The sequence below is a fragment of the Sphingobacterium sp. B29 genome, from assembly GCF_001952815.1.
Taxonomy (GTDB): Bacteria; Bacteroidota; Bacteroidia; order Sphingobacteriales; family Sphingobacteriaceae; genus Sphingobacterium; species Sphingobacterium siyangense.
Genome location: NZ_CP019158.1, coordinates 182267 through 204732, shown reverse-complemented (window position 1 = coordinate 204732; position 22466 = coordinate 182267). Strand labels below are relative to the sequence as shown.

Sequence of the window (22466 nt, the reverse complement as noted above, 5' to 3'; positions counted from 1 at the left end):
ATCGCTACCTTGACCTTTATGAATAGACCGCTATTTTCACCCCTATCTTTATTCCTAGGAGCGACATTATCCATGGGAATCTTGAGCTGTGGACACAATACAAAAGTCAACGGTTCGGATTTAAAGGATTCTGCTGAACTTAAAACAGTCGCTGTGAAGGATACGATGGCTGCTGCTAAATTTCCTCCTTTGCCAATTGACTTTGACAAGACGAAGGTTTTAAAAAATACCTATGTTGTTGATCGAGCTGGAGCCGAGCTTAGACAAGGCGCGGATAAGGCTGCCCCGCTATTAGGAAGATATCCCTATGGTACCAAGCTCGATGTGATCGGTGAAGAAGGAGAATGGATTGCCGTTATGGATCGTATCCAGCGCGATTATAGCGGGAACAATGGCGAAAAAGGTGATGTAACGCGATGGGAAAAGGTCTATGTAGCGAAGTCCAAGCTGGGGAAACAAGATAAAATTACAATCTCACCCAAAGATTTAAATTCAATCGTTTCATTGACGATAAATGGTAAAGAAATGCATTACGAAAATGGGCATTCTTTAGATAAGTATCTCCAGCTAGAATTGATTGATGAGCAAACGTTCTTAGCCGCTCGGAATACGGCTAAAAACTACTTGATCAAGGATACCCTGTCTTATCCGAAAAATGGAAAGATTTTGGAATTGCCGTTGACAAATGGGAAAAAGCTAACATTTAAGGATAAGGATATCGATAATGAATTAGAAGCCAGCTATTCTTATAAAGGGCATTACGATTTTTTAAATGCTTTTGCTGTTGATGGGAATTATTGGGAAAGTGCTGATGTGCGGCTTTTTGATAAACAGGATGGTCATCTTATTGTGGAATGTGGGGATTATCCATTCTTCTCTGCCGATAAAAAATACCTAATGACCTTGCACGCCGACCCCTATGAATCGACGGGCGACCTGCAGCTCTTCCACGTGAAACAGGGAAAGGTGACTCCTTTCGTTTTTATCAGTTTTAAAGAGTGGATGCCAACCTGGAAAGAAGAGTTAATGTTCTGGGGCAAGGACGGTTGTATCTATACTGCTGCCAACCATGTAGACGGTTACTGGGGTGAAGAAGGATCGCTGAACGAAAGATCACAATTTATCAGAATCAAGATATTATCCCATTAAACAGGCACAAACCATACTTTTATTGGTTTACTGCGGGCGTATATATTTATTGTTTTTCTGTTTTAAGTAAAACTATTCTGGCATGCACCTGTTGTATTCCATAAAATAGATTATAGTTTGTAATTTAGCTGGATGAAACTAAGAATATTATCGTTATTTACTATCCTTCTTCTCTTTTCCACGTTGTCTATGGCACAAGATAAGCCATGGAAACAGCATAATAAATGGATTTGGGGTCCGTCAGTAGGGTATCAGTATCAAAGTGGTAATTTCCTGAAAGTTTCGGGCTGGGGGTTATTTGCACCTAATGATTTTCAATATATGAAAATTGATGCCGGAGCCAATTTCAGCTGGATGCAAGGTAAAACGACTGTTATTCCAGAGCTGGGGTTTACCTATTATCTAAATGATTTTGTTGTTTTTCCTTTTGTAAAAGCAGAGTTAACACCTTATACCATAACGCCAAAAGTTGGTGCCAGTCTATTCTCTATTGTGGATCTGGGAATAGGTTATGGATTTGATTACAATACTAAGAAAAATTTTAAGCCGATTGACGGAATTACCGTTTCAGTAGGGGTAAATATTCCGCTCAATTTTCATATTTATTAATTGAAAAATGCGCAGTAAGACGATTTATAAACTCCTGGGGTCACTTGTTGTGTTGTTAGCTATAGTTAGCAACCTGAAAGCGCAAGACCACTTAATCGGTCCGACGTTAAGCTACCAGTTTCAAAAAGGGAATATAATAAAAACGGGTGCTTATTTCGCATTCCCTTTTATAGAAGATCATATTCTCCGAGCAGATGCCACAGCCAACTTTACTTGGACACAAAAGAAGTTTGCCGTGATACCTGAGGCTGCAGTAACGTATTATCCTCAAACATATGTCTTAACTCCCTTTGTTCGTGCGGAGCTTACTCCGTATACCTTTACGCCCAAAGTTGGAGTGAGTTTGGCCACATTGGTGGATATCGACTTTGGTTATGGATTTTCCATCAATGAAAAAAAAGATTACAATCCGATAAAGGGGTTCGCGGTGTCTCTTCGATTTAGTATTCCGCTAAATTATCGAATCAATATGTAGCTTAGATTCATGAATCACCCTTCGCTTGATTTACCTTCCAAAAGCTAAACTTGACAGGACCATTTTTTATGATAGTCTATTTCGCTTGTAAAGTAATTGTGCTAAAGTACTTTTAAGGAACGACTAGACTAATTGTCAAGCCAATTTTTGAAAGCCGTGACTTTCTCCCGTGAAACAATAAGCTCATCCGATTCATAATGCTTAAGGTATATTTTTAACCGGGCGTTAGAGTGTACAGCAATATTCTTGATGGCATCAAATTGAACTATAGTGCTTCGGTTGATCCTAAAGAAATCCTTAGGAGATAGTTGTGGCATCAGCGCATCCAATGTTTGGTCCAAAAGATAGTTTCCCTTTTCATTGGTATAAAGGTAAGTGCCCTTGTTTTCGCTGTAAATACATTCGATTTGCTGGGTGGTCACTACTTTTAGGTTTTGGCCTATTTTGATGGTAAAGCGTTCCTTATATGTTTGGACGGTGTTTCTAAATAAAGCTTCAAAAGATGCCAGATCGAGCTGTGGCTTTGGGTGTCTTAATTGACGGAATTTTTCAATAGCATTTTTCAGCTCTTCATCTTCAATCGGCTTAAGGAGGTAATCGATGCTATTTTGTTTAAATGCCCGCAACATATATTCATCGTATGCGGTGGTAAAAATAATGGCCGAATTAGGCTTCACCTGCTCAAGGATGTCAAATGAAATCCCATCGGCAAGCTGAATATCCAAGAACAGTAGATCAGGTTCAGTATTTGACATAAACCATTCGATAGATTCTTCCACAGTCTGCAGTACAGCAGATACTGTATAACCAAGATCCTCAAGTTTTCTTCGGAGCAATCTCGCCGATGGGAGTTCGTCTTCTATAATTACTATTTTCATTGCTTTTTTTGCATGCTTATCGATCATCAGACCGTTGTATTGTTAATTTATTGAGCATCGTTGCGCCTTAGCTATTGTTTTTTGCTGCTATTAGGCCTCGCATGTTTATTTAAGAACAGGTTGCTTTTAAGAGACTATTTCATTGATAATGGGCAGTCCAACAGAAAATAAAATATCAGTTTCCTGAAGATGCACAGATAGATTGGACAGTATAGCATAACGTTCCTGAATATTTTTCAGACCGATTCCCGAATGATCATGGAGCACTTTCTTCTTTTGAAGAGTGTTTTCAACATAGAGGTAATTATTTTTTCTATAAATCTTCAATAAAAGAGGCTTCTTAACCGAAATAATATTGTGTTTGATTGCATTTTCGATCAGTAATTGAAGGGAAAGGGGTAATATAAAACCAGTATGTTGTTCCGCATTGATCTGTAAATCGATCTGTATACCGGTTTCGAAGCGTAGACTCAAGAGGTTTAAATAGGCCTTTGAAAAAGTAAGCTCATCCTGTAAAGAGACGAGGCTTTTGTCTTTTTGCTCCAATACATAGCGATATATCTTAGAAAGATCCGTGGTAAACATACTGGCCTTTTTGGGGCTTTCTTCAATTAATCCATTCAATACATTCAGGCTGTTGAACAAAAAATGTGGATCGAGTTGATTTTTGAGCGACTCAAATTGTGCTGTTATTTGCTGTTTTTCCTGATGAGATTCTTTGATTTGATAATCTTTGAATCTTTTATAGAAATAGAATCCAAAAAAAATCATCGAAATGCACCAAGATATCATCGCAGTTTGAAAATAATATGCAATACGTTGTTGGTGAATAAACTGGTGGAAACGTTGTGGGAAATTTTGGGTAATACCGGGGTTAAACAGTCCGGAAAAAAATGCATTGACAATAAAAACGACCAGTATGGTCAAGAAGAAACTGACACTGTAAAAAACAATCATCTTTTTCCCAAAATCTTTACTGCTTGGGTATTTGCTCCCGACCCATTTCGATAGATAGCTATGACCTAGAAAGAGAAAAAATCCGTATAGTAAACCTCTGACCATATTAGGATGAAAGATGATGGATATCCAAGGGACATCATTGTGGTCAAGTTTGGCCACAACCACAAAATAGATGGTTATGACCAAGCTTGCAAGTAATGCTTGTATAATAGCTTTAAATGGTGCTTTCTTCACAAAATGTTATTTGCATTCTTTTATCAACTGTTCTGCCCGATCTTTGCCCCATGAGGGTGCGAATGGTGTAGTAGTTTTCTCTTCACCGAATAAAGATAGTGCTTTCTTGACATCCTCACATTCTTTGCTGGTATCCTGATTGAAATATTTTTTTGCGTTTATTTGGAATTCCGCTAATCCCAATACCGCTCGTGGATTATTTGGCGCAAGGGTGATGGCTTTTTTATATAGACCTATAATCTTAGGTGAAAGCTCTTTGGCTTTTGTCATCGGATCTGTAATCATCAATGCCGTTTGGTTCATCGCTCTCAGCACAAGCCATTCTGAATTATTGTCCTGGGCGCTATTGTTTAGTATTTCTTCTGCAGACTGTATATATTTTGTCTGTGTCTCTTTATTTTTCTCCCTGAAGGATGCTGTTGTCAGTACCATGGCCTGATAATAGGCAGGAATCCAATTGTCCTTTTCTGCCTGTGAAATACGTTCTAAAAGAGCGGCCGCTTTCTGCGTCTCACCCGATTGCCATAGGCTCATGGCTTGTCCCATACTTTTTTCAAAATTGCTTTGTGCAAATGTGCTGCCGCTTATAAGGCAGATGAGGGCGATAATAAATGATTTCATGATCTTTCGTTTTTAGTAGTAAATATTTTTCTAAGTTATTGTTGTTGTGTTTGATGTATCTGATATTGAATGATATTGAAGTTGGTAATACTTCTCTACAAACAGAAATAATTTTGGATGGACCGACGTATTTCGATGATGAGTTGATGTTTATTATAGATTGTCCAATTGATTATCTTTTTCATTTTTACTGATTGTCCAAAAATAGCCTAGAAATACAAAGCGTTTGGCAGTAGGGACAATCGGTCTACGGTCGTAGATTCCTTGTGAATTTGGCCGGTCTGCATATTGATACCCATAAATTGGACTAGCGCCAAGAACATTACTGACGGAGAAATGGATAATTTTTTGCTGGCTGTAAAGAAACGACCAACTCATAGACAGACTATTGTAACCTTTTGTATGGCCATTCATGAATACTGTTTGGTTGGGATCATTGTAATTTCTGCCGGATACAAACGAATTTGTCAAACTGAGCTGTGAACGTAGGCTTGATAGCCAGTATTTTCCAACGATATAGAAACTGTGTTTGTAAACATAAGGGGGAGTGACTGTCGTCGGATAATTCGCTTCATTTCTCTTACTGTCCGTATAGGAATATGAAATCCAGTATTGGAGGTTTTTGATGCTGCTGCTGTTTTTATAAAATAAGTCAAAGCCTTTGACCTTACCGCTTCCGTTATTGTCATATTGGCTGTCATATTTTGGAGTTATACTGTTGTATTTTGCCAACTTGTTATATTCTTTGTGATAGGCTTCTAAGCGAAGTAAGTGCCCGCCACGCGAATAGAAATAATTTGCGATATAATGATTGGCCTCCATCCAGTCAAGTTGTGGAGCATATTTTAACAGCGGTGTTGGCGTCTGCTGATGGAAGTTCCCATAAGCAAGTGATAGCTGCGTATATTTATTTAATGCATAGCCCAGCGAAGCCCTCGGTTCTAACGTGCTCTTCGCCTGCAAATTGGAGGAAGTTTCTCGTAAGCCGATCTTCCCTATTAAGTTCGGGAGGATGCCGAAGGTAGTTTCCGTAAATACAGCGGTCATCTTGCTATGATAACCATAGCTATAGCCAAGGGTTTGTCGGTGATATTCTTCTTGATAATTCGTGTCGAAATATTCTATTCCTCCGATACTTTTAATCTTATTGTTCCAGATCTTACTTAGCGTTCCTTTTAAGTGAAGACTCTTTTCTTCATTAAGGAGGTAAACGTCATCGTAATGCAGCTTATCGGTCAGGTAACCTAGGCCAATACCAGACTGGAGTGTCCATCGGTTCCCCAAATTCTGACTGTAGCTGATGTTGGCGTAGGCATTGTTGGATTTCTTTTTCAATGTTACGGGTTGCTCATAATTGATGTCCGCTTGGTAAAGTCCCATATTTTCAAAATTGTAAGCCCCATAAATATTTAGAAAACCTTCTTTAAACTGATGGCGATAGATCATTTCTCCAGAAGCGTTTTCATAGGGTTTCGTCCATTTTATATCTGGTGTAATAATTTTGGAATAGGGTTTTAAGTTTGTATAGCTGCTGTTGAAGGTAAGAGAGTTTTTGCCCCATTGTAAGGTATGTCCTAGCCCTAATCCAACAGAAGATAGCGAAAGCTCTGTTTTGGACTGCTCTATGGTATTTTCGGTGTTTAGCGCTAGAATGCTGGACAGCGCATTACCAAATTCTGCAGAATAGCCGCCTGTAGAGAAATTCACGCCTTTAAAGAGCATGGGCGAAAACCTGCCCCTTACAGGAACTTCGTTTGGTGTTGCGGTGTAAGGTTGGGCTACTCTGATTCCATTGATGTAGGTCTGTGTTTCGGAAGCATCTCCACCGTGAACCATAAGACGTCCGTTCTCGCCCCCAACCTGTGCTCCGGGCAATGTTGCCAGTGCGCTGATGATGTTTCCCATGCTGCCTGCTGTAGTGACAATATCCAATGGACTCATTACCGTGTTTTTTCCGGAGCTATTGGCTTGTAGAACCCCTGCCTGAATCGTGACTTCCTGTAAGCGATTCTCGCTTTCTTGCATTTGAATAATCAGCAATTCTTTTTGAGGTAGCTGGATAGGCCTGTTATATGTTGGGAGGCCCACGACAGACGCTTTAATGATTTTAGTACCTTGTTCACTGGTCTCAAACACGAAATTTCCAAGGGAATCGGTGGTGCCACCATCATAGGTGCCTTCAATATAAACATTGGCTAAATATATAGGTTTGCCGTTTTTGCCCAGCACTTTCCCTCTCAAGATGGACTGCGCAGATACGATGGTAATACTTAAAAATAGTAAGGTTAATAACAGCTTCATTTTTCTTTAATTTTATTCAAATATCAGCGGCTGTAAGTGGTCCTGTGAAAAAGAGTGGATGGAATGTCAAAATATCATGACGAATTGCAGGATTCCAACTTTATGCTGTAAATTGATATCGAAAAACAAAATTTCCTCCATAATTAAGTTCCGCAATGGAAAGTGGAGAATGCGAAAAATTGCTTTTATATGCGACGTACTTATAGCGGATATAAAAGTCATTTTACTCTCGTTTGATATTGAAAATAAGAGTTTAAAATTAAGTCAGGAAAAATGCGAATAACCATTTTAGATGACTATCAAGACGCTGTCCGAAAGTTGGACTGTTTCAAAATTCTTGATGGTCACGATGTCCAAATATTGAAACAGTCCTATTCAGATCCGGCTTTACTGGCCGAAAAATTGAGCGATACGGAAGCGCTAGTGCTCATCAGAGAACGGACGCGGATTACAGAAGACCTGTTGTCTCAGCTTCCCAAGCTAAAGCTAATTAGCCAGACGGGCAAAATTTCAAACCATTTGGATTTGGCTGTTTGTAGCCGTTTCCATGTGGCTGTTGCTGAAAGTATGGGCTCTCCTGTTGCTCCGGCTGAATTGACCTGGCTTTTGATCATGAATGCCCTCCGTGGTTTACCTAAGGCTCTTTCAGATATGGACAAAGGCCTATGGCAAACGAATATAGGAGATTGTGTCGCCGGGAAAACAATAGGGGTATGGAGCTATGGAAAAATAGGGAAGCGAATAGCGCAATATGCACGTGCTTTTGGTGCCCAAGTAATTGTTTGGGGAAGCGAAAATTCCCGAGAAGAAGCTGTAAGAGATGGTTTTTTAGCTGCTGCCAATAAATCCGATTTTTTTCATTTTTCAGATGTTGTTACTCTACATCTTAGGTTAGTGCCTGAGACGCGAGGTATCGTAAAGCTCGAAGATCTCCGGTCTATGAAGCCGACAGCGCTTTTTGTCAACACCTCTCGTGCTGAGTTGGTTGAAGAGGGGGCACTATTGACCGCGCTCGAGACAGGTGTTCCAGGGATGGCTGCGGTAGATGTCTATGAGTCCGAACCAATCTTTGACCCGAACTATCCATTATTGCAGCTGCCAAATGTACTTTGTACGCCACATATTGGTTATGTGGAGAAAAATGGTTACGAACAATTATTTAGACTTGCTTTTGAGAATATTGTAGCCTTTTCCGGGGGCGATCCACAGCATATCGCTAACCCTGAAGTATTGACCCACTAATTAAATGAATCGGCTATACATAGATGAATAATTTTACGCATTTAGAACAACCAACAGGTCGCGTTATTGTGGTCGGCGGTAAGGAATATCTTTTTTTTGGTGGAACTTCCTATCTAGGGCTGGCAACAGATAAAGCATATGCTTCTATTTTCATAGAAGGTATACAGCGGTATGGTATCAACAACGGCACTTCCCGAAATAATAATGTGCAACAGGCCATATTTGATCAAGCCGAAGAATATGCAGCAAAGCGTTTTGGTTTTGAAGCAAGCCTGTTGCTCTCAAGTGGTTATCTGGCAACACAATTTCTTGTAAGAACCTTGGCGACCGAAGGAGAAGTATTGTATGCTCCCGCTTGTCACCCTTCTTTATGGCTAGATAAGAAGCCCGTCGCAACTGGGCATTTTGTTGAGTGGGCCAATGCAACGATCGAGTATATCAATCATTCAGCCCAAACATCATTTATCATCGTTAGCAACAGCTTGGACAATATGCGGCCAGAATTGTACGATTTCACTGTTTTCAATCGTATTGATCCGGACAAAAAGATTATACTGCTCTTGGACGATTCTCACGGAATAGGAGTTTTGCGCAAGAATAGCATTTCATTGGATAAAAGTAGTTTTCAGCAAACTAATATCGAACTGATCGTCGTCGCATCCTTGGCAAAAGGCCTGGCAACAGATGCTGGATTGATTTTGGCCGATGGGGAACGGATCAAGTATCTCAAGCGATCAAACTTTTATACAGGGGCTTCTCCAAGTTCACCAGCGGGCTTATATGCATTTGTTCATGGAGAGCAGATCTATCTACAGCAGTTCGAAAAACTGCAATATAATATTGATTCCTTCAAAGCACATATGGAGTCTGGATTAAACGCTGTTGCTGATTTTCCGGTCTTTTCTTCAACGGATACGGGCCTTTATGCGAGGCTGATGAATGCTGGAATACTGGTTTCAAGTTTTCCTTATCCCCTCGCTACAGACCCCCTATTAAATCGGATTGTGGTAAACGCGCACCATACCAAAGCAGATTTGGACCAGCTAAGTCATGTCATTGGCATATATTGATTTTTATATGACAAGTAATAAGTCAACATCTTGTAAATTAGATAATTGTTTTTATTTTTGATGTCTATTTAATGGTTGGTTGGACGGAATGTCTCGTTAATTGATTGTAAATGTTTGGCTTTTGGAAGCTTATTTATCAAAAAAGTATTTAAATAATTTCCATTACTCATTTTAAAACAATACTTTTGCATCCCCAAACATTAGTTGGCTTAAGGGTTGAAAAATAAATAATTACAGTAAAATAGATATGACTAAAGCAGAAATTATTGCAGAAATCTCTACCAAAACTGGCTTAGAGAAGGTAGATGTTCAAGAAACCGTAGAGGCGTTCTTTAAAGTTGTCAAAAACGCAATGATCGGAGGAGAAAATGTATATGTAAGAGGTTTTGGTAGCTTCGTAGTCAAAAAAAGAGCTGAGAAGACTGCAAGAAACATTTCAAAAAATACAGCAATCATTATCCCTGAACACTTTGTTCCTAGTTTCAAGCCAGCTAAAATTTTCGTAGAGAAAGTAAAGAATGGCAATAAATAATCTTTAAAATAGATTAAAATGGCAAAAACCAAACAGATAATAGTAATAGGATCAGTAGTAGCCTTGGTTGCTGTGCTTTTAGCACAGCCTATTAAAGGTTTGGTGAACAAAGAAAAACAAACTGCTGCAGCATCTGAGTCGAAGCCTTCCAATGAAGTAAATTTGGAAAATATATCTTCGATGACAAAACAAGGTTTAGATGCTAGTTTAGTCAAAGAAATTTCCGATATTGAGGGCCAAGTTGCAAAAGCTTCTGGAGAGGATAAGATAAAGCTGTTGCAACAGTTGGCAAATAAGTGGGATGATGTCGCAAAACCAGCCCCTCAGGCTTTCATCTATGAGGAAATGGCAAAGGTTTCACCGAAGTTTGAATATTGGTTGAAAGCAGGTAATGCTTATCGTGCCGCTTATACAAATTTGCAGGATTCTACTTTAGCCCAAGCGTTGAATCAAAATGCTATTCATGCATATGAGGCTGCGTTAAAAGCGAATACAAGTAGTTTGGATGCAAAAACAGGATTGGGTGCCGCAATGGTATCAGGAACGAACAACCCTATGGCAGGTATTGCCTTATTGCGAGAAGTCGTTGCTGCCGATCCTAAAAACTTAGAAGCAAACAAAACTTTGGGATTGTTTTCATTACAATCCCGTCAGTTTGACAAAGCCATCGAGCGTTTTAAGACCGTTATCGATCAAAAACCCGATGCTGAGTCATACTTTTACTTAGCCACAGGCTATGAAAATATTGGGATGAAAAAGGAAGCCGTTACAGCTTTTCAAAAAAGTAAGGAACTGGCAGCCGATCCTTCCCTATCACAATTCATCGATCGAAAGATCGCGGAATTGAGCAAGTAATTAATTTATTATTTTATAATCATTAAAAAATTTAGCTATGCCAAGCGGAAAAAAAAGAAAAAGACACAAGATGGCTACTCACAAACGTAAAAAACGTTTAAGAAAAAATAGACACAAGAAAAAATAGTCTTGTGATAAGCTTTTAAACATCTTGGCCCATTTTGCTGAGATAGCTTTACGAAACGATCTACATGTCTGTGAAGGGGATGTAGATTGTTTTTTTCGTAACAACGTTCTTTAAATGTTTAATCGGATACCCAAGATTGCGATAGGATATTGCATAGGTATCAAAAATGAGTAGCTTTTGGTAAAGGAATTAATTATCGATTCAACTCCTGATAAAGGGGTAACTATTGCTTTACTACAAGATAAGCAGCTTGTTGAACTTAACCGCGAGCCCGCAAATAATAACTTCGCCGTTGGAGATATCTATCTCGGACGTATTAAGCGAATTATGCCTGGGCTTAATGCAGCTTTCGTGGATGTAGCTACGAAAAGGATGCTTTTCTACATTATTTAGATCTGGGTCCTCAAGTTCAATCTTTGCTAAAGCTTACGCGTATAGTGAAGAATGGCAGTTATCAAGAGAAACTGCTCAATAGTTTAAAACTTGAAAAGGATATCGATAAAGCTGGTAAGATCTCTGATGTCTTGAGCAAAAATATGCTCGTGCCAGTACAAATCGCCAAAGAACCCATTTCAACAAAAGGACCGCGTCTGAGTTCAGACCTTTCAATAGCGGGTCGTTTTGTCGTTTTGGTACCTTTCTCAAGTACTGTTTCCATTTCCAAGCGTATCAAAGGTAGTAATGAACGCAATCGCCTAAAAAAGATTGTCGAAGGAATTAAGCCAGCTAATTTTGGTGTTATCATTCGCACAGTTTCCGAGGGTAAGGGTGTTGAAGAACTACAACGTGACTTATTGGACCTGATCTCAAAATGGGAGCTATTTACCAAACGTCTTCGTAATGCTGAACCGCCTCAAAAGGTTCTTGGCGAAATGGATCGTGCATCCACTATTCTACGAGATATTTTGACAGACGAGTTTTCGCATATTTATGTTAATGATCCTTCGATCTTCGAAGAAACAAAATCATATATACACGATATATCTCCAGACTTGGAGAAAATTGTCAAACTTTATAAACATAAAGAGCCAATTTTTGATCATTTCGGAGTTGAAAAGCAAATCAAGGCAGCTTTTGGCAAAACTGTAACATTGCCGGGCGGTGCGTACCTCGTTATAGAGCATACCGAAGCCTTGCATGTCATTGATGTCAACAGTGGTAACCGTTCTGCTAATAAGGAGAATCAGGAAGACAATGCATTGCTGGTCAATATGGAAGCAGCAAAAGAAATTGCGCGTCAGCTGCGTTTGCGTGATATGGGCGGAATTGTAGTCATCGATTTTATCGATATGCATAAACCCAATCATCGAAAAGAGTTGTATACGTTCTTAAAAGAATGTATGGTAGCGGATAGAGCGAGACATACAATTTTGCCTCCAAGTAAATTTGGATTGGTTCAAATTACACGTCAGCGCGTTAGACCTGAAATGAATATCGTCACAAACGAAAAATGTCCGGCTTGTGATGGTACAGGTGAAATCCGATCAAGTATTGTTCTCATGGATGATATTGAAAATAATTTGAGCTTTATTCTTCAAGAACAGAACGAAAAGAAGGTGACCTTATGTGTTCACCCTTATATAGACGCCTACATTAAGTCTGGTTTGATTTCTAAAAGAATGAAATGGTTCATGAAGTACGGAAAATGGATTAAAGTAAATCCAATGACGTCATATTATCTAACTGAATTCCATTTCTTCAATGCGAAGGATGAAGAAATCAAGTTATAATAGAAAGAGATTAACGAAAAGGGTTAGTAGTGATACTAACCCTTTTTTGTTTTTATATCATTGTATTGTTTATACCCAATGGATAATTATGCCGTCTTTTTCCATTTTGCGGAAGTAAGTCATTTGTCTTTTGGCATAGCGATGTATTTCTGTCTCCAGTTTTGTGGTAAAAGCAGGATAATCGAGCTGTCCAAGGAGATGGAGTGACGCATATTTATACTCCAAACCATAGTATTGAAGTTGCTCGTGTGTAATACCTTCTGTCAAGAGCCCGCACACTTCTTCTAAGAAGCCTTCATTCAATCGTTGTTTTAATCTTTGACTAATGTGTTCGCGTCTGATTTCCAACGGGGGATTTAATCCGATAACAATGCTATCTACTGCTTGTTGCTGGACGATGTGATCGGGATGATTCTCTAAAAACGCTAATATTTCTATTGCCCGGATTATACGTTTTTTGGTCGAAAGATCGATTTGAAAGTTCACAGGTAGCGTATATTCCTGAAGACGCGCTAACAGCTCCGTCTCTGGATATGCAAGTAATGATTCCTTGAAGCCTTCGATTGATGGGATCAGCGCATAGGGATTTTCTTGGATTACACTTTGAATATATAAACCTGTACCACCACATAAGATGGTATGTTTTCCCTTTTCTAGAATGGATTGTTGGGCTTGACGGAAGTCAGCAATAAAATTTCCGAGATTGTAGCGTTTTCCCGGTTCATGAATGTCGATAAGATGATAGGGAATATCTTGGTATTCCGATAGGTCTTTTCCCGTACCGATGTCCATCCTTCGATAGATTTGGCGGGAATCAGCACTGATGATTTCAGCATCAATGTGTTGGGCCAGTTGGACGGCCAGTTTCGTTTTTCCAGAAGCTGTAGGCCCTAAGATAACGATAACTTTCTCTTTTGGAACGGTTTGCTGTTCCAAAAGAGAAAGTGTATATTTTAATCTGTCTATCACAGAACAAATTTAGTCCATTTTTCTGTTCCTTCGTTATTTTTTACGACAGTATCGATAAAAGCCATGCCTCTTACGCCATCGTAAACTGTTGGAAAATCCTGTTGTTCAGCTGTAGGAGTTTTTCCTTCACGTTTTGCTGTAACTGTTGCCGCAAAATTACGGTAGATATTTGCAAATGATTCTAATAGCCCTTCAGGGTGACCCGCTGGTACACGGGTATTATGTGTTGCAAACGAACTCAACGTATAAGGCGCTGCGTAAGCATTGCCTGTGCGATAAAGCTGACGAGGCTGATCAAGCATTTTGATAATTAAATTGTTCGGATCCTCATTCGCCCATTCCAATCCACCTTTTTCACCATAGATACGTATACGAACAGCATTTTCTTCTCCGGCTGAAATTTGCGAAGCCATCAATACACCTTTAGCACCATTTTCGAAACGCAAAAGCACCGACCCATCGTCATCCAATAGACGGCCTTCAACAAATGTTGTTAGGTCTGCACATAGTTCTTGGATTTTTAAGCCCGACACATATTCCGCTAAATGCGCAGCATGGGTACCGATATCACCCATAACCAACGATTTACCCGAGCGTTTCGGATCTGCACGCCAAGCGGCTCCAGCATTACCCTCGCGTTCCGTTAAACGACTTAACCAACCTTGTGGATACTCAACAACAATCTTTCTGATCTTACCGAAGTGACCTTCTTTGACCATTGCTTTGGCTTGTTTAACCATTGGGTAGCCTGAATACGTATGGGTAAGGCACAGCGTACGACCAGTACGTTCTACGGTTTCTTGTAATTCTTTTGCTTCTTCAACAGATACTGTCATTGGTTTTTCAACGACAACATCAAAACCTTTTTCTAGCGCTAATTTAGCGGGAGCAAAATGTAAAAAATTGGGTGTTACGATCGTTACAAAATCCATGCGTTCGCCTTCGGGAAGCAAAGATTCTTTTTCGATCATCTCTTCATAGTTTAGATAGACACGCTCAGGAGCTACAAATAAGTCTTCTCCAGATTGTTTTGAAATCTGTGGATCAATACTAAATGCACCACAAACCAGTTCAATCTTGCCATCCATAAAAGCAGCAATACGGTGTACAGCGCCAATAAAGGCGTCGTTTCCGCCTCCAACCATACCCATGCGAAGTTTTCTCTTCATAACGTTATTATTTTTGATTATTTATTTTTCAAACTTTTACAGTGTACAATATACACAATTTAGCTTATTTTATGTATAAAATCATCTTGATGCTACCCATATTTTCTTTGGGAAAGCCATGAGGGAACTGCTCCCTAAGCGCTTTTAATTCATCTGTATTTCGATAGGTATACCGCTTTGTTCCCGTGATCCAAAAGTTAATCGGTGTCGTAATTTCTTTGGCAACAAACCCAATTTTTTCGAGCGAAGAGTGTTGGCTCCAGTCACGATCGGTGAAAGTCATAATGTCTCCTGGCGAGAAATCGCTACAAAAGGCTTTAATTAATTTGCTTAGGCCTCCTATAACATTAATACCTGTTTTATTACAAAAGCGTAATAATTCAAATGAGCGATAGTTTTCATCTTTATCCAGCATTCGGCGTCCTCCAGAGAATACCGCGACCGCGACAAGCTCTCCCTGTTCATAAAGGCCATAACGATACTTGCCGGGAAGAGCGGTTTGTAAATGATGTTCCACGAGGAACTGTAAACTCGTTCTTTTGTCGATCCGGGCGACTACAGTATTGCGTGCGTAAATGCGTTTGTCATTTTTTGTTCTAGCAACAATGCGTCTGACGATCAAATCAAACTTTGTTATTAATCGGTCCTCATCGATATGAATGCAAGGGTCGGAAGTATCACGTCTAACGGATTTGTTATGAGGGTATAGTAAAATGTTAATTGCTAATTCCGGAGAGTATATTTGTATAAATCCATCATCCTGGCAAAGCCCTAATGGGACTTCAAGGGCCTGCTCTAGCCTAAGCTTGAACTGCGTTGACAAATTTAAAAACGAAGGATCCATAAAACAAAAGTAACTTTTATGGAAGTTTTGACGAAATATTCACTTTTAATAATTATCCGTACCTTTGTACCGAAAAATATAATGGTGCTACAGGGTATCCTTGTTAAAATAGTACAATGACTCAGGCTGAGCAATTAGCCTGACATGATCTGAAATAAAATCGTGCTAAAATTACAACAGGTGCCTAGTGATCTTTAAAAGCAAACAACGTGTAACGAACTCAGGTATAGCAATGAGTATCGGCACTTATAAATAATTATAATACATATGAAACTTCCGATAGTGGCGTATGGCGATCCTGTATTAAGAAAGGTCGCTGAGGAAATAGATGAAGACTATCCAGATTTAAAGAAATTGATTGATGATATGTTCGATACCATGTATGCAGCTCATGGTGTTGGTTTGGCAGCTCCACAGGTTGGTTTGCCTATACGGATGTTCGTTATCGACGCAACTCCTTTCGCAGAAGATGATGAAGAAAACAAAGATGTACTCCAATCGTTCAAAAAAGTTTTCATCAATCCCATCATGGTTGAAGAGTCTGGTGAGAAATGGGCTTTCGGTGAAGGATGCCTGAGTATCCCAGATATTAATGAGGACGTATTGCGTCACAGAAATATTCGCATCAATTACTTGGATGAGAACTTTGAAGAACATGAAGTAGACTTAACAGGTTTGGCTGCCCGTGTGGTACAACACGAATATGATCATATTGAAGGTAAACTATTTACCGACAAATTGAGTGCCTTGAAGAAAACGATGCTTAAGGGGCGATTAGATGCTATCGCGAAAGGAAATATTCGCGTTGGTTATAAAATGAAATTTCCACAGCAAAAGAAAAAGCGTTAGTTCATACTAACGCTTTTTTTTGCGGCTTCTTCGGCATAAAATTGGTTGGAGATCAAGAATATCAGTGTTCTACCTACTGATCCATCCTTTTAATCTATTTTTGAGATCGAATCGGTCATCCAGTAGAGCGTGTTATAGAAATTTCATGCGCGAAGAAGAACATTCCTCAATCCAACCGAGGTAAATATAGACGATATTTAACGGCTGTCATTCGTATTAAAAATACAACAGCAGCCCCAATAAAGGCTGCCCAAGAAAGATCAAAATCGAGATGCACCAGCAAGATATATGTGAGACCTCCACCTAAACAGGCCGTAGCATATACTTCTTTTTTAAAGATTAAGGGGGTTTCGTTGAGTAAGACATCGCGCGTCATCCCCCCACATACCGCGGTGAACATTCCAAAGATAATGGCAGCATAGGTATTGCTTTCGTAATTGAGTGATTTTTGTACCCCTAGGATAGTAAAAAAGCTAATTCCGATGGCATCAAAAAGTGTCAGCGTGCGATAATAACCATACAACTGTTTGTTGAAGACAATGGCAATTAAAATTCCGAGGAAAATAGCAATGAGGTAATTGCTATCATTGACCCATACTGGGCGCAGATTCAAAAATACATCCCGCATCGATCCACCGCCAATGGCTGTCACAAAGCCTAAAAAGGCTGCCCCAAAAATATCAATATCTTTACGTTTTGCCGACAGCGTGCCTGATATTGCAAAAAATAAGGTGCCAAGCAAATCGCTTAGATAAAAATAGTTGGCATCAGTAATCATGGTAATCCTTTTTAAATCATTATATTAAAATCTCCAGTTGACGGTAGCCCATATCGCTTAACACCAATGGGGATAAACTTCCCTTTATTGGACAAATTTAGGAGAAATCTTGATAGTTTAAATTCACCGAAAGGCGAATAGCTTTCAAACCCGCGATTCCCTGTACATCCTCCAATTTTAAATGTTCGATGGTATGCTCAATGATGCCCATGTCGTAGATTGCCTTTATACTCAACATAAGGTCCTCCAGGATTTCATCCGATAAATAGACGATAGCAATTTTATTGACCTGAGTAAGTCGTTCTTTGGTTCGCTTTATCCGAATTTTGTCTATCCTTTTTTTGATTATTTCATAACGGATATTGAGTGATCCCTCTACATCAAATCTCCGTTCATCTTCCCGGAAGCTGATATCAATGCTATGTGGATTGATAAAAATCAATTGTGTTGTTTCTAAAGCCAAAGGCAGAATATCCTTTGTATGGTAAGCTTTCAGCGCAATTCTAGCCATAGAAATAATTTGCTGACGCCTAAATACATTGATAAATTCGTAGCTAAATGGTTGTTGTGGTGTAATGGATTCGCCGATATAAATATCATATTCAATACCGTCTGTCCTGAATTTTTGAAAATACGATGGGTAATTCCCCTGGATAAAGCTATTGAAATGGTCTAGTTCCTTACCGATCAATTGATTGATCTGGCGTAAAGAAGTTTCAAATTCATTCCTATAAAATTCACCGGTTTCTCGATTGGTGAAAAAATGCTTCGCATAATGTTCAATCACCTCTATTTTTGACGGAAATTGCTTTCTGGCTTCTTCTAAAAATGGCTGTACGTCTTTCCTAAAAAACTCAATGATCTTGACCATCGACTCATCAAAAGAAATATGATCAAGAGATTCTGTAATTTGATCAACACGTGCTGAAAAAGTCATAATCAACTTGTGCTTTCCATCTAAAGAGAGCTCATCAATAAGCATTGCGAGCTGTTTGACCTTGAAGCTAAAGTCTTTCAGAATGGAGGCGTTTCGTATGATCGTGGAGTCTTTTACATCGACAGCACCATAGAGCGGATAGACTTCTTCAAATACAACCGCTTTGATATGCGCATCCCGACTGTCGTTTTCCAGTTCCTGAATGTACTGGGCTGCGATATGGTTAAATTTCCACTGAACCGAGGGCTGTATGGTCGTAAACCGGTTGATGATGATATCGTCGATACGTTTTTTAAATTCTAGCGTGATATCCTGAGATAATTGTGATAAAAGCGGAACCAAAGAACTTAAGGCTTGCATTGTCTCATTGTCGAGCTGATCTTGTTCATAGCTGTATATTTCCAATATGCCTGAGAGGGAATGATTATGGATAAGTGGAATACACAGATAGGTCGTTACCCCCGAGCGACCAATCCGCTCGTCGAAAATGGATGTGGTATTTCGGAGGCCATTTGTCGCATTATTGGTATAAAATATAACATGCGGATGTTTTAGGTAGCCCGCAAGTTCAGGATTGATCTTGAAGGTTTTATTTGCGGTATACGCTTCCGCAATCAAGATGCTCTTATTGGTGATTGAATAATCGAAAAATGGTACCCCATTTAATTGGAATAACGGAAATAGACTAAATACGGTATCAGCTCCTTTTAATAGCGGTGTGATGATTTTTTCTAAATCAGCGAAGAAGAGGTGATAATTGTATGTAGGAAGGTCCAAGAGAATGGACTGAATGCGGCGTAAAGTATGTTCCGTACTGGTCTTTCTGAAAGTTACAATACTAAAGCCCGATAACTCAAAATCTTCCAGTTTAACGGTATTGATAACGGTATTCCAATCAAAAAGCGAATCACTAGGATTTTCCGATAAACGACCGATATCAAGCGCAGGCAGTGTTTTTTTTGCCTTTATCTCAACAAATTTGAAATCGATGTCCAAATCGTAATAATCCACGATCTCCCCCTGATCATTGAGTTGATGATAAACAATGCTGCTGTTTTCATTGGAAGAAAAGCCATACAGACGCTCGAAAATGAGGGTATAAAAGAGCTTTTCTTGATTAGTAAGAAGGCTTCCGGTACGCATCTTCCCTTGAATTTCTTGCTCCACAAGCTGATGGCTAGTTAGGTCGAAAAAGGCTTCCGTTCCATAGAAGGCTTCTTCTGCTAGGGCTGTTGTGAGTGCCCAGTACCTTTTTGGAGCAGTGTCAACCAACGATACGGAGAGGCTATAAATCAATTGCAGAATATCTTTATAGGCATTGAGGTTGTGCTTGCAGAGTTTACCGTTGAGATGCTCTATTTCTTTGATGCGTTCCAGCGCATACAAAGGAATCATATCATCGGATGAAATGCCATTTTCAATAAAAGATTCCAGGTATTTGAAAAATGGTTCAAAGTCTAGCCTGCCATTTGCATACGTATTGGCCATTTTCGCCGTTGTGAGTTGTACTTTCTTTATCTCCATGGATCGAAAATTTTAAAAGCGGAAGCCTGTGCTGAAATAGGGATACCAGCCTTCATTGGATTTCGTCATGACAAAATGCAAAGGAAGTGCATTGGCGACGATGTAATAAATGCCTCCACCCACACCTTGATGAAACTTATCGCTGTTATAGCCCTTTGCCCACACTTTTCCAACATCATACATACCCATTAGTCCAAATTCACCTGGAAGAACATAGCTTTTGACATCAATTACTTTGACACGAGCCTCTAGGTTATTGTAAAGCATCTGTTGACCTGCAAATCGATACTGGCGAAATCCCCTGAGATTTTCATGGCCGCCTAGAAATAGATATTGATAAAATGTAGGGTTCCCAACAACGGTGCCCCCTCCTGTTCTATTGGCGAATATAATGCCTTCATTGAAAGCGCTAAAGTAACCCGTCATTGCAGCACTTAACTGCGCTGAGTTTTTTGAGTACTGATTGAGTCCAAAATAAGAATTCAAAGCGGCTTCAATATATAGCCCTTTACTTGGGTTAATCTTTCGATTACGGGAGTCTTGTGTTAAAAAGGCATTGATACCTGCAAAAGCTTTGTCTTTGGTAATCGATAAACTATCGTAAGAATGTAAAGCTTGGGGATTTAAAATAAATCGATCTTCATTTTCAATCGGATCTAAGTGGTAAAATTGGATATGCGGACCTACGGCAAAGTTTAATGTAGCTGAAGGTTTCCACCTTAACTGTGGATTGACATTGAAAATATTGAATCTACTTCTGTAATATTTTGCACCATACTGTTCCTTTAAGAAGAGCGAGTTATTACCTACGCCGAAAAAATTCTGCGTGTTGTCAGGAGCTTTTGCTAGCGCATCGACAACAAGATCCGCATCCCCGACAACAGCTATCCATTCGCCTCTATAGTGAATTTTATAAGCTCCGGTCCGGAAGGCTGTTGCTACAGTAAGTTGTTGCTTATAGGTAAAAGGACTTTTTCTAAATCCACGCTGATGTGTATAAGCAGCCCCTAGCCCCAGCGAAAAACCGTCATCAGCATTATAACCCGCAGTCACCAGGGGAAGCCAGGTATTGTACAGGTTTACAGGAACAAATTGCGTGTTGGTACTATCTTGTGCATAATGAAGCTTTATTTTGTTCTTTTCAGCCAGTAAAGTGGAATTTTTGGTGTTTTCGTAAAGCTGTATTTTCGATTTGCTTTGGTTGATAACATAAGTCTTTGGCGTGTTATCGCCAATAATTCGGAGTTTTATAGGAGAATTTGCGTTATCGATGACAACAGAGTCTTTTCCTTCAGCCAGATAGAGGCGAATTTCTTTTGTCAGGGAATCTTTATAGGTTTTGTCCATCAATGCCTTGGTGACTTTACCATCTTTATTGATCTTCGAAACTTTGACTTTTAAGTTTTTATTCGCTGTGCTGTATATTTCTACTTTTTCGTTTTTGTCGCTGAGATGAATATCGACAATGTTATTAATGAAATTGTAATACTCTTCCATCGCCATGGGCAGTGCATCACGACGGCTTTGAAGTGTTTTAAAAATTTGCTCTCCACGAATAGCAATGGACGATTGCGGCAGGCTATGTACCGACTCCCATAATACCGAATCTGTGAGACGTGCTACAAATTGCTTGACCTCTTTGGTCCATTCCTTGTGAGGAAGCTGGTTGCTCGGATGAGCATTTAAAAAGCGTGATTTAAACAAAGAATAGCGAATATCGGGAATACCGGTCGTGAAACCTTGCATGACTGGATTGACAAATTGCTGATAGATATCTTTCATTAGAAAACCTTGTGTGACACGCAGTGCCTGATCCCGATCGCGGGGAATAGGAATATAGTCTTTATCGTGATCTGTGCTATCCTGATTTTCATTGTACCAACGCCATTGATCCTCGTGTCGATCCCAGTCGCTTACCAGTACATCCAGCATTCTTGCACGGAGATATGCTTTAGCCTTAAAGTTATCGTCGTTATCTTCCTGTAGTTTTCGTACAGCTTTTGGGCTGTTGTCTGAATCACCAAGAGGTTCGCGTTCTTCTAGTAAAGCCACCGTATGCTCAAAAAGCGGAGCGTATTCACCCAATATGCTGTCTTGTGCAACAACACCGATGATTGGATGGGCATGTGGGACGTTCACGGCATTTGCCAAAGCGGGGATCATAAGCGCGGAATAGGGATGCTGCGCACTAGTGGCATCGTCCAAGACATCCTGTACAAAGGTGCCATGTAGCTCTTCTGGTATGAGGGATTCAGTCCTTTTATTGACTGATCGTAGTGCCCATTCCCGACCGCTTGAATCTGTAAGTCGTAGAGAAACCGATTGCATCCCGCCCCCTTGTTTAACAGGACGCAGTCCCCCGTATAAGGTTGAAAGTTGGAGCAAAGGTAAGGTGGTTTCTGCAGCCCATTCTTTGCGGTAGTTTTCGCCAAGGAAGAACTTTTTGAATTTACTGGCTTTACCATATTTTGCATTTGCAACGATACTTACACTGTCCTTGATGACGGTTTTAGCAAAGGACTTGCCCTGGTGTGCAGGTGACTGTGTATGTTTTTGTTGTGAATAAACATGACTAGCAAGAAAAATAAGAAAGAATGGTACAACCTTTTGCAT

General features: G+C 39.7%; 18 protein-coding genes and 1 pseudogene. 9 read left to right on the top strand and 10 right to left on the bottom strand.

Annotated features, from left to right (window positions below; genetic code table 11):
- Positions 1 to 18: 18 nt before the first annotated feature.
- The 3 genes from BV902_RS00875 to BV902_RS00865 all read left to right on the top strand — a co-directional run bounded on the left by BV902_RS00875 (position 19) and on the right by BV902_RS00865 (position 2233).
- Entirely contained in the window at positions 19 to 1149 is a 1131-nt protein-coding gene (locus BV902_RS00875; protein ID WP_075994561.1) for an SH3 domain-containing protein, read from the top strand.
- A 132-nt stretch (positions 1150 to 1281) separates the two neighbouring features.
- Positions 1282 to 1758: a hypothetical protein gene (locus BV902_RS00870; RefSeq protein ID WP_075990366.1), complete on the top strand. Its 477-nt coding sequence runs from the start codon at positions 1282 to 1284 to the stop codon at positions 1756 to 1758.
- Between the two features lie 7 nt (positions 1759 to 1765).
- Positions 1766 to 2233, top strand: a complete 468-nt coding sequence (locus BV902_RS00865) for a hypothetical protein (protein WP_075990365.1) — start codon at positions 1766 to 1768, stop codon at positions 2231 to 2233.
- Between the two features lie 128 nt (positions 2234 to 2361).
- On the opposite strand, the gene BV902_RS00860 is transcribed toward BV902_RS00865, so the two are convergent.
- The 4 genes from BV902_RS00860 to BV902_RS00845 all read right to left on the bottom strand — a co-directional run bounded on the left by BV902_RS00860 (position 2362) and on the right by BV902_RS00845 (position 7227).
- Positions 2362 to 3111 (bottom strand): LytR/AlgR family response regulator transcription factor, encoded by a 750-nt coding sequence (locus tag BV902_RS00860; protein WP_075994560.1) that lies wholly within the window; start codon positions 3109 to 3111, stop codon positions 2362 to 2364.
- Positions 3112 to 3237: 126 nt separating this feature from the next.
- The gene (locus BV902_RS00855) at positions 3238 to 4305 is read right to left on the bottom strand and encodes a sensor histidine kinase (protein WP_075990364.1); all 1068 of its coding nucleotides are present in this window, start codon (positions 4303 to 4305) and stop codon (positions 3238 to 3240) included.
- A gap of 6 nt (positions 4306 to 4311) precedes the next feature.
- Entirely contained in the window at positions 4312 to 4926 is a 615-nt protein-coding gene (locus BV902_RS00850; protein WP_075990363.1) for a tetratricopeptide repeat protein, read from the bottom strand.
- A 153-nt stretch (positions 4927 to 5079) separates the two neighbouring features.
- The gene (locus BV902_RS00845; protein WP_075990362.1) at positions 5080 to 7227 is read right to left on the bottom strand and encodes a TonB-dependent receptor; all 2148 of its coding nucleotides are present in this window, start codon (positions 7225 to 7227) and stop codon (positions 5080 to 5082) included.
- Between the two features lie 273 nt (positions 7228 to 7500).
- Between BV902_RS00845 and BV902_RS00840 the strand changes: the two genes are divergently transcribed.
- The 5 genes and pseudogenes from BV902_RS00840 to BV902_RS00820 all read left to right on the top strand — a co-directional run bounded on the left by BV902_RS00840 (position 7501) and on the right by BV902_RS00820 (position 12783).
- The gene (locus BV902_RS00840; RefSeq protein ID WP_075990361.1) at positions 7501 to 8469 is read left to right on the top strand and encodes a D-2-hydroxyacid dehydrogenase family protein; all 969 of its coding nucleotides are present in this window, start codon (positions 7501 to 7503) and stop codon (positions 8467 to 8469) included.
- A gap of 23 nt (positions 8470 to 8492) precedes the next feature.
- Entirely contained in the window at positions 8493 to 9539 is a 1047-nt protein-coding gene (locus tag BV902_RS00835) for an 8-amino-7-oxononanoate synthase (protein WP_075990360.1), read from the top strand.
- 247 nt (positions 9540 to 9786) lie between these two features.
- Entirely contained in the window at positions 9787 to 10071 is a 285-nt protein-coding gene (locus tag BV902_RS00830; protein ID WP_046673299.1) for an HU family DNA-binding protein, read from the top strand.
- 18 nt (positions 10072 to 10089) lie between these two features.
- Positions 10090 to 10926 carry a tetratricopeptide repeat protein gene (locus BV902_RS00825; protein ID WP_070562796.1) on the top strand — a complete coding sequence of 279 codons (837 nt, stop codon included), beginning with the start codon at positions 10090 to 10092 and terminating at the stop codon, positions 10924 to 10926.
- A gap of 304 nt (positions 10927 to 11230) precedes the next feature.
- A pseudogene (locus BV902_RS00820) lies at positions 11231 to 12783 on the top strand (Rne/Rng family ribonuclease).
- A gap of 69 nt (positions 12784 to 12852) precedes the next feature.
- Here BV902_RS00820 and miaA read toward each other — a convergent pair.
- The 3 genes from miaA to BV902_RS00805 all read right to left on the bottom strand — a co-directional run bounded on the left by miaA (position 12853) and on the right by BV902_RS00805 (position 15765).
- Entirely contained in the window at positions 12853 to 13752 is a 900-nt protein-coding gene (gene miaA, locus BV902_RS00815; RefSeq protein WP_157625814.1) for a tRNA (adenosine(37)-N6)-dimethylallyltransferase MiaA, read from the bottom strand.
- The gene (locus tag BV902_RS00810; RefSeq protein ID WP_075990358.1) at positions 13749 to 14921 is read right to left on the bottom strand and encodes a Gfo/Idh/MocA family protein; all 1173 of its coding nucleotides are present in this window, start codon (positions 14919 to 14921) and stop codon (positions 13749 to 13751) included. Before BV902_RS00810 ends, miaA begins: the two co-directional genes overlap by 4 nt.
- 64 nt (positions 14922 to 14985) lie before the next feature.
- Positions 14986 to 15765, bottom strand: coding sequence for a hypothetical protein (locus BV902_RS00805; RefSeq protein WP_075990357.1), 780 nt, complete (start codon positions 15763 to 15765; stop codon positions 14986 to 14988).
- A gap of 267 nt (positions 15766 to 16032) precedes the next feature.
- Between BV902_RS00805 and def the strand changes: the two genes are divergently transcribed.
- On the top strand, positions 16033 to 16614 hold the full coding sequence (gene def, locus BV902_RS00800) for a peptide deformylase (RefSeq protein WP_075990356.1): 582 nt from the start codon (positions 16033 to 16035) through the stop codon (positions 16612 to 16614).
- A gap of 166 nt (positions 16615 to 16780) precedes the next feature.
- On the opposite strand, the gene BV902_RS00795 is transcribed toward def, so the two are convergent.
- From BV902_RS00795 to BV902_RS00785, 3 genes are all read right to left on the bottom strand, one after another.
- A complete protein-coding gene (locus BV902_RS00795; RefSeq protein WP_075990355.1) occupies positions 16781 to 17392 on the bottom strand; it encodes a trimeric intracellular cation channel family protein in 612 nt (203 codons plus the stop codon).
- Positions 17393 to 17489: 97 nt separating this feature from the next.
- Complete coding sequence (locus tag BV902_RS00790) at positions 17490 to 19853, bottom strand: hypothetical protein (protein ID WP_075990354.1); 2364 nt, start codon at positions 19851 to 19853, stop codon at positions 17490 to 17492.
- 12 nt (positions 19854 to 19865) lie between these two features.
- Positions 19866 to 22466: a hypothetical protein gene (locus BV902_RS00785; RefSeq protein ID WP_083663418.1), complete on the bottom strand. Its 2601-nt coding sequence runs from the start codon at positions 22464 to 22466 to the stop codon at positions 19866 to 19868.

What these genes read in the sequence shown, in the direction of transcription:
- BV902_RS00875 (WP_075994561.1), top strand. Translation starts at nt 19, where the DNA reads ATGAATAGACCGCTATTTTCACCCCTATCTTTATTCCTAGGAGCGACA.
- BV902_RS00870 (WP_075990366.1), top strand. Translation starts at nt 1,282, where the DNA reads ATGAAACTAAGAATATTATCGTTATTTACTATCCTTCTTCTCTTTTCC.
- BV902_RS00865 (WP_075990365.1), top strand. Translation starts at nt 1,766, where the DNA reads ATGCGCAGTAAGACGATTTATAAACTCCTGGGGTCACTTGTTGTGTTG.
- BV902_RS00860 (WP_075994560.1), bottom strand. Translation starts at nt 3,111, where the DNA reads ATGAAAATAGTAATTATAGAAGACGAACTCCCATCGGCGAGATTGCTC.
- BV902_RS00850 (WP_075990363.1), bottom strand. Translation starts at nt 4,926, where the DNA reads ATGAAATCATTTATTATCGCCCTCATCTGCCTTATAAGCGGCAGCACA.
- BV902_RS00845 (WP_075990362.1), bottom strand. Translation starts at nt 7,227, where the DNA reads ATGAAGCTGTTATTAACCTTACTATTTTTAAGTATTACCATCGTATCT.
- BV902_RS00840 (WP_075990361.1), top strand. Translation starts at nt 7,501, where the DNA reads ATGCGAATAACCATTTTAGATGACTATCAAGACGCTGTCCGAAAGTTG.
- BV902_RS00835 (WP_075990360.1), top strand. Translation starts at nt 8,493, where the DNA reads ATGAATAATTTTACGCATTTAGAACAACCAACAGGTCGCGTTATTGTG.
- BV902_RS00830 (WP_046673299.1), top strand. Translation starts at nt 9,787, where the DNA reads ATGACTAAAGCAGAAATTATTGCAGAAATCTCTACCAAAACTGGCTTA.
- BV902_RS00825 (WP_070562796.1), top strand. Translation starts at nt 10,090, where the DNA reads ATGGCAAAAACCAAACAGATAATAGTAATAGGATCAGTAGTAGCCTTG.
- BV902_RS00810 (WP_075990358.1), bottom strand. Translation starts at nt 14,921, where the DNA reads ATGAAGAGAAAACTTCGCATGGGTATGGTTGGAGGCGGAAACGACGCC.
- BV902_RS00805 (WP_075990357.1), bottom strand. Translation starts at nt 15,765, where the DNA reads ATGGATCCTTCGTTTTTAAATTTGTCAACGCAGTTCAAGCTTAGGCTA.
- def (WP_075990356.1), top strand. Translation starts at nt 16,033, where the DNA reads ATGAAACTTCCGATAGTGGCGTATGGCGATCCTGTATTAAGAAAGGTC.
- BV902_RS00795 (WP_075990355.1), bottom strand. Translation starts at nt 17,392, where the DNA reads ATGATTACTGATGCCAACTATTTTTATCTAAGCGATTTGCTTGGCACC.
- BV902_RS00790 (WP_075990354.1), bottom strand. Translation starts at nt 19,853, where the DNA reads ATGGAGATAAAGAAAGTACAACTCACAACGGCGAAAATGGCCAATACG.
- BV902_RS00785 (WP_083663418.1), bottom strand. Translation starts at nt 22,466, where the DNA reads ATGCAAAAGGTTGTACCATTCTTTCTTATTTTTCTTGCTAGTCATGTT.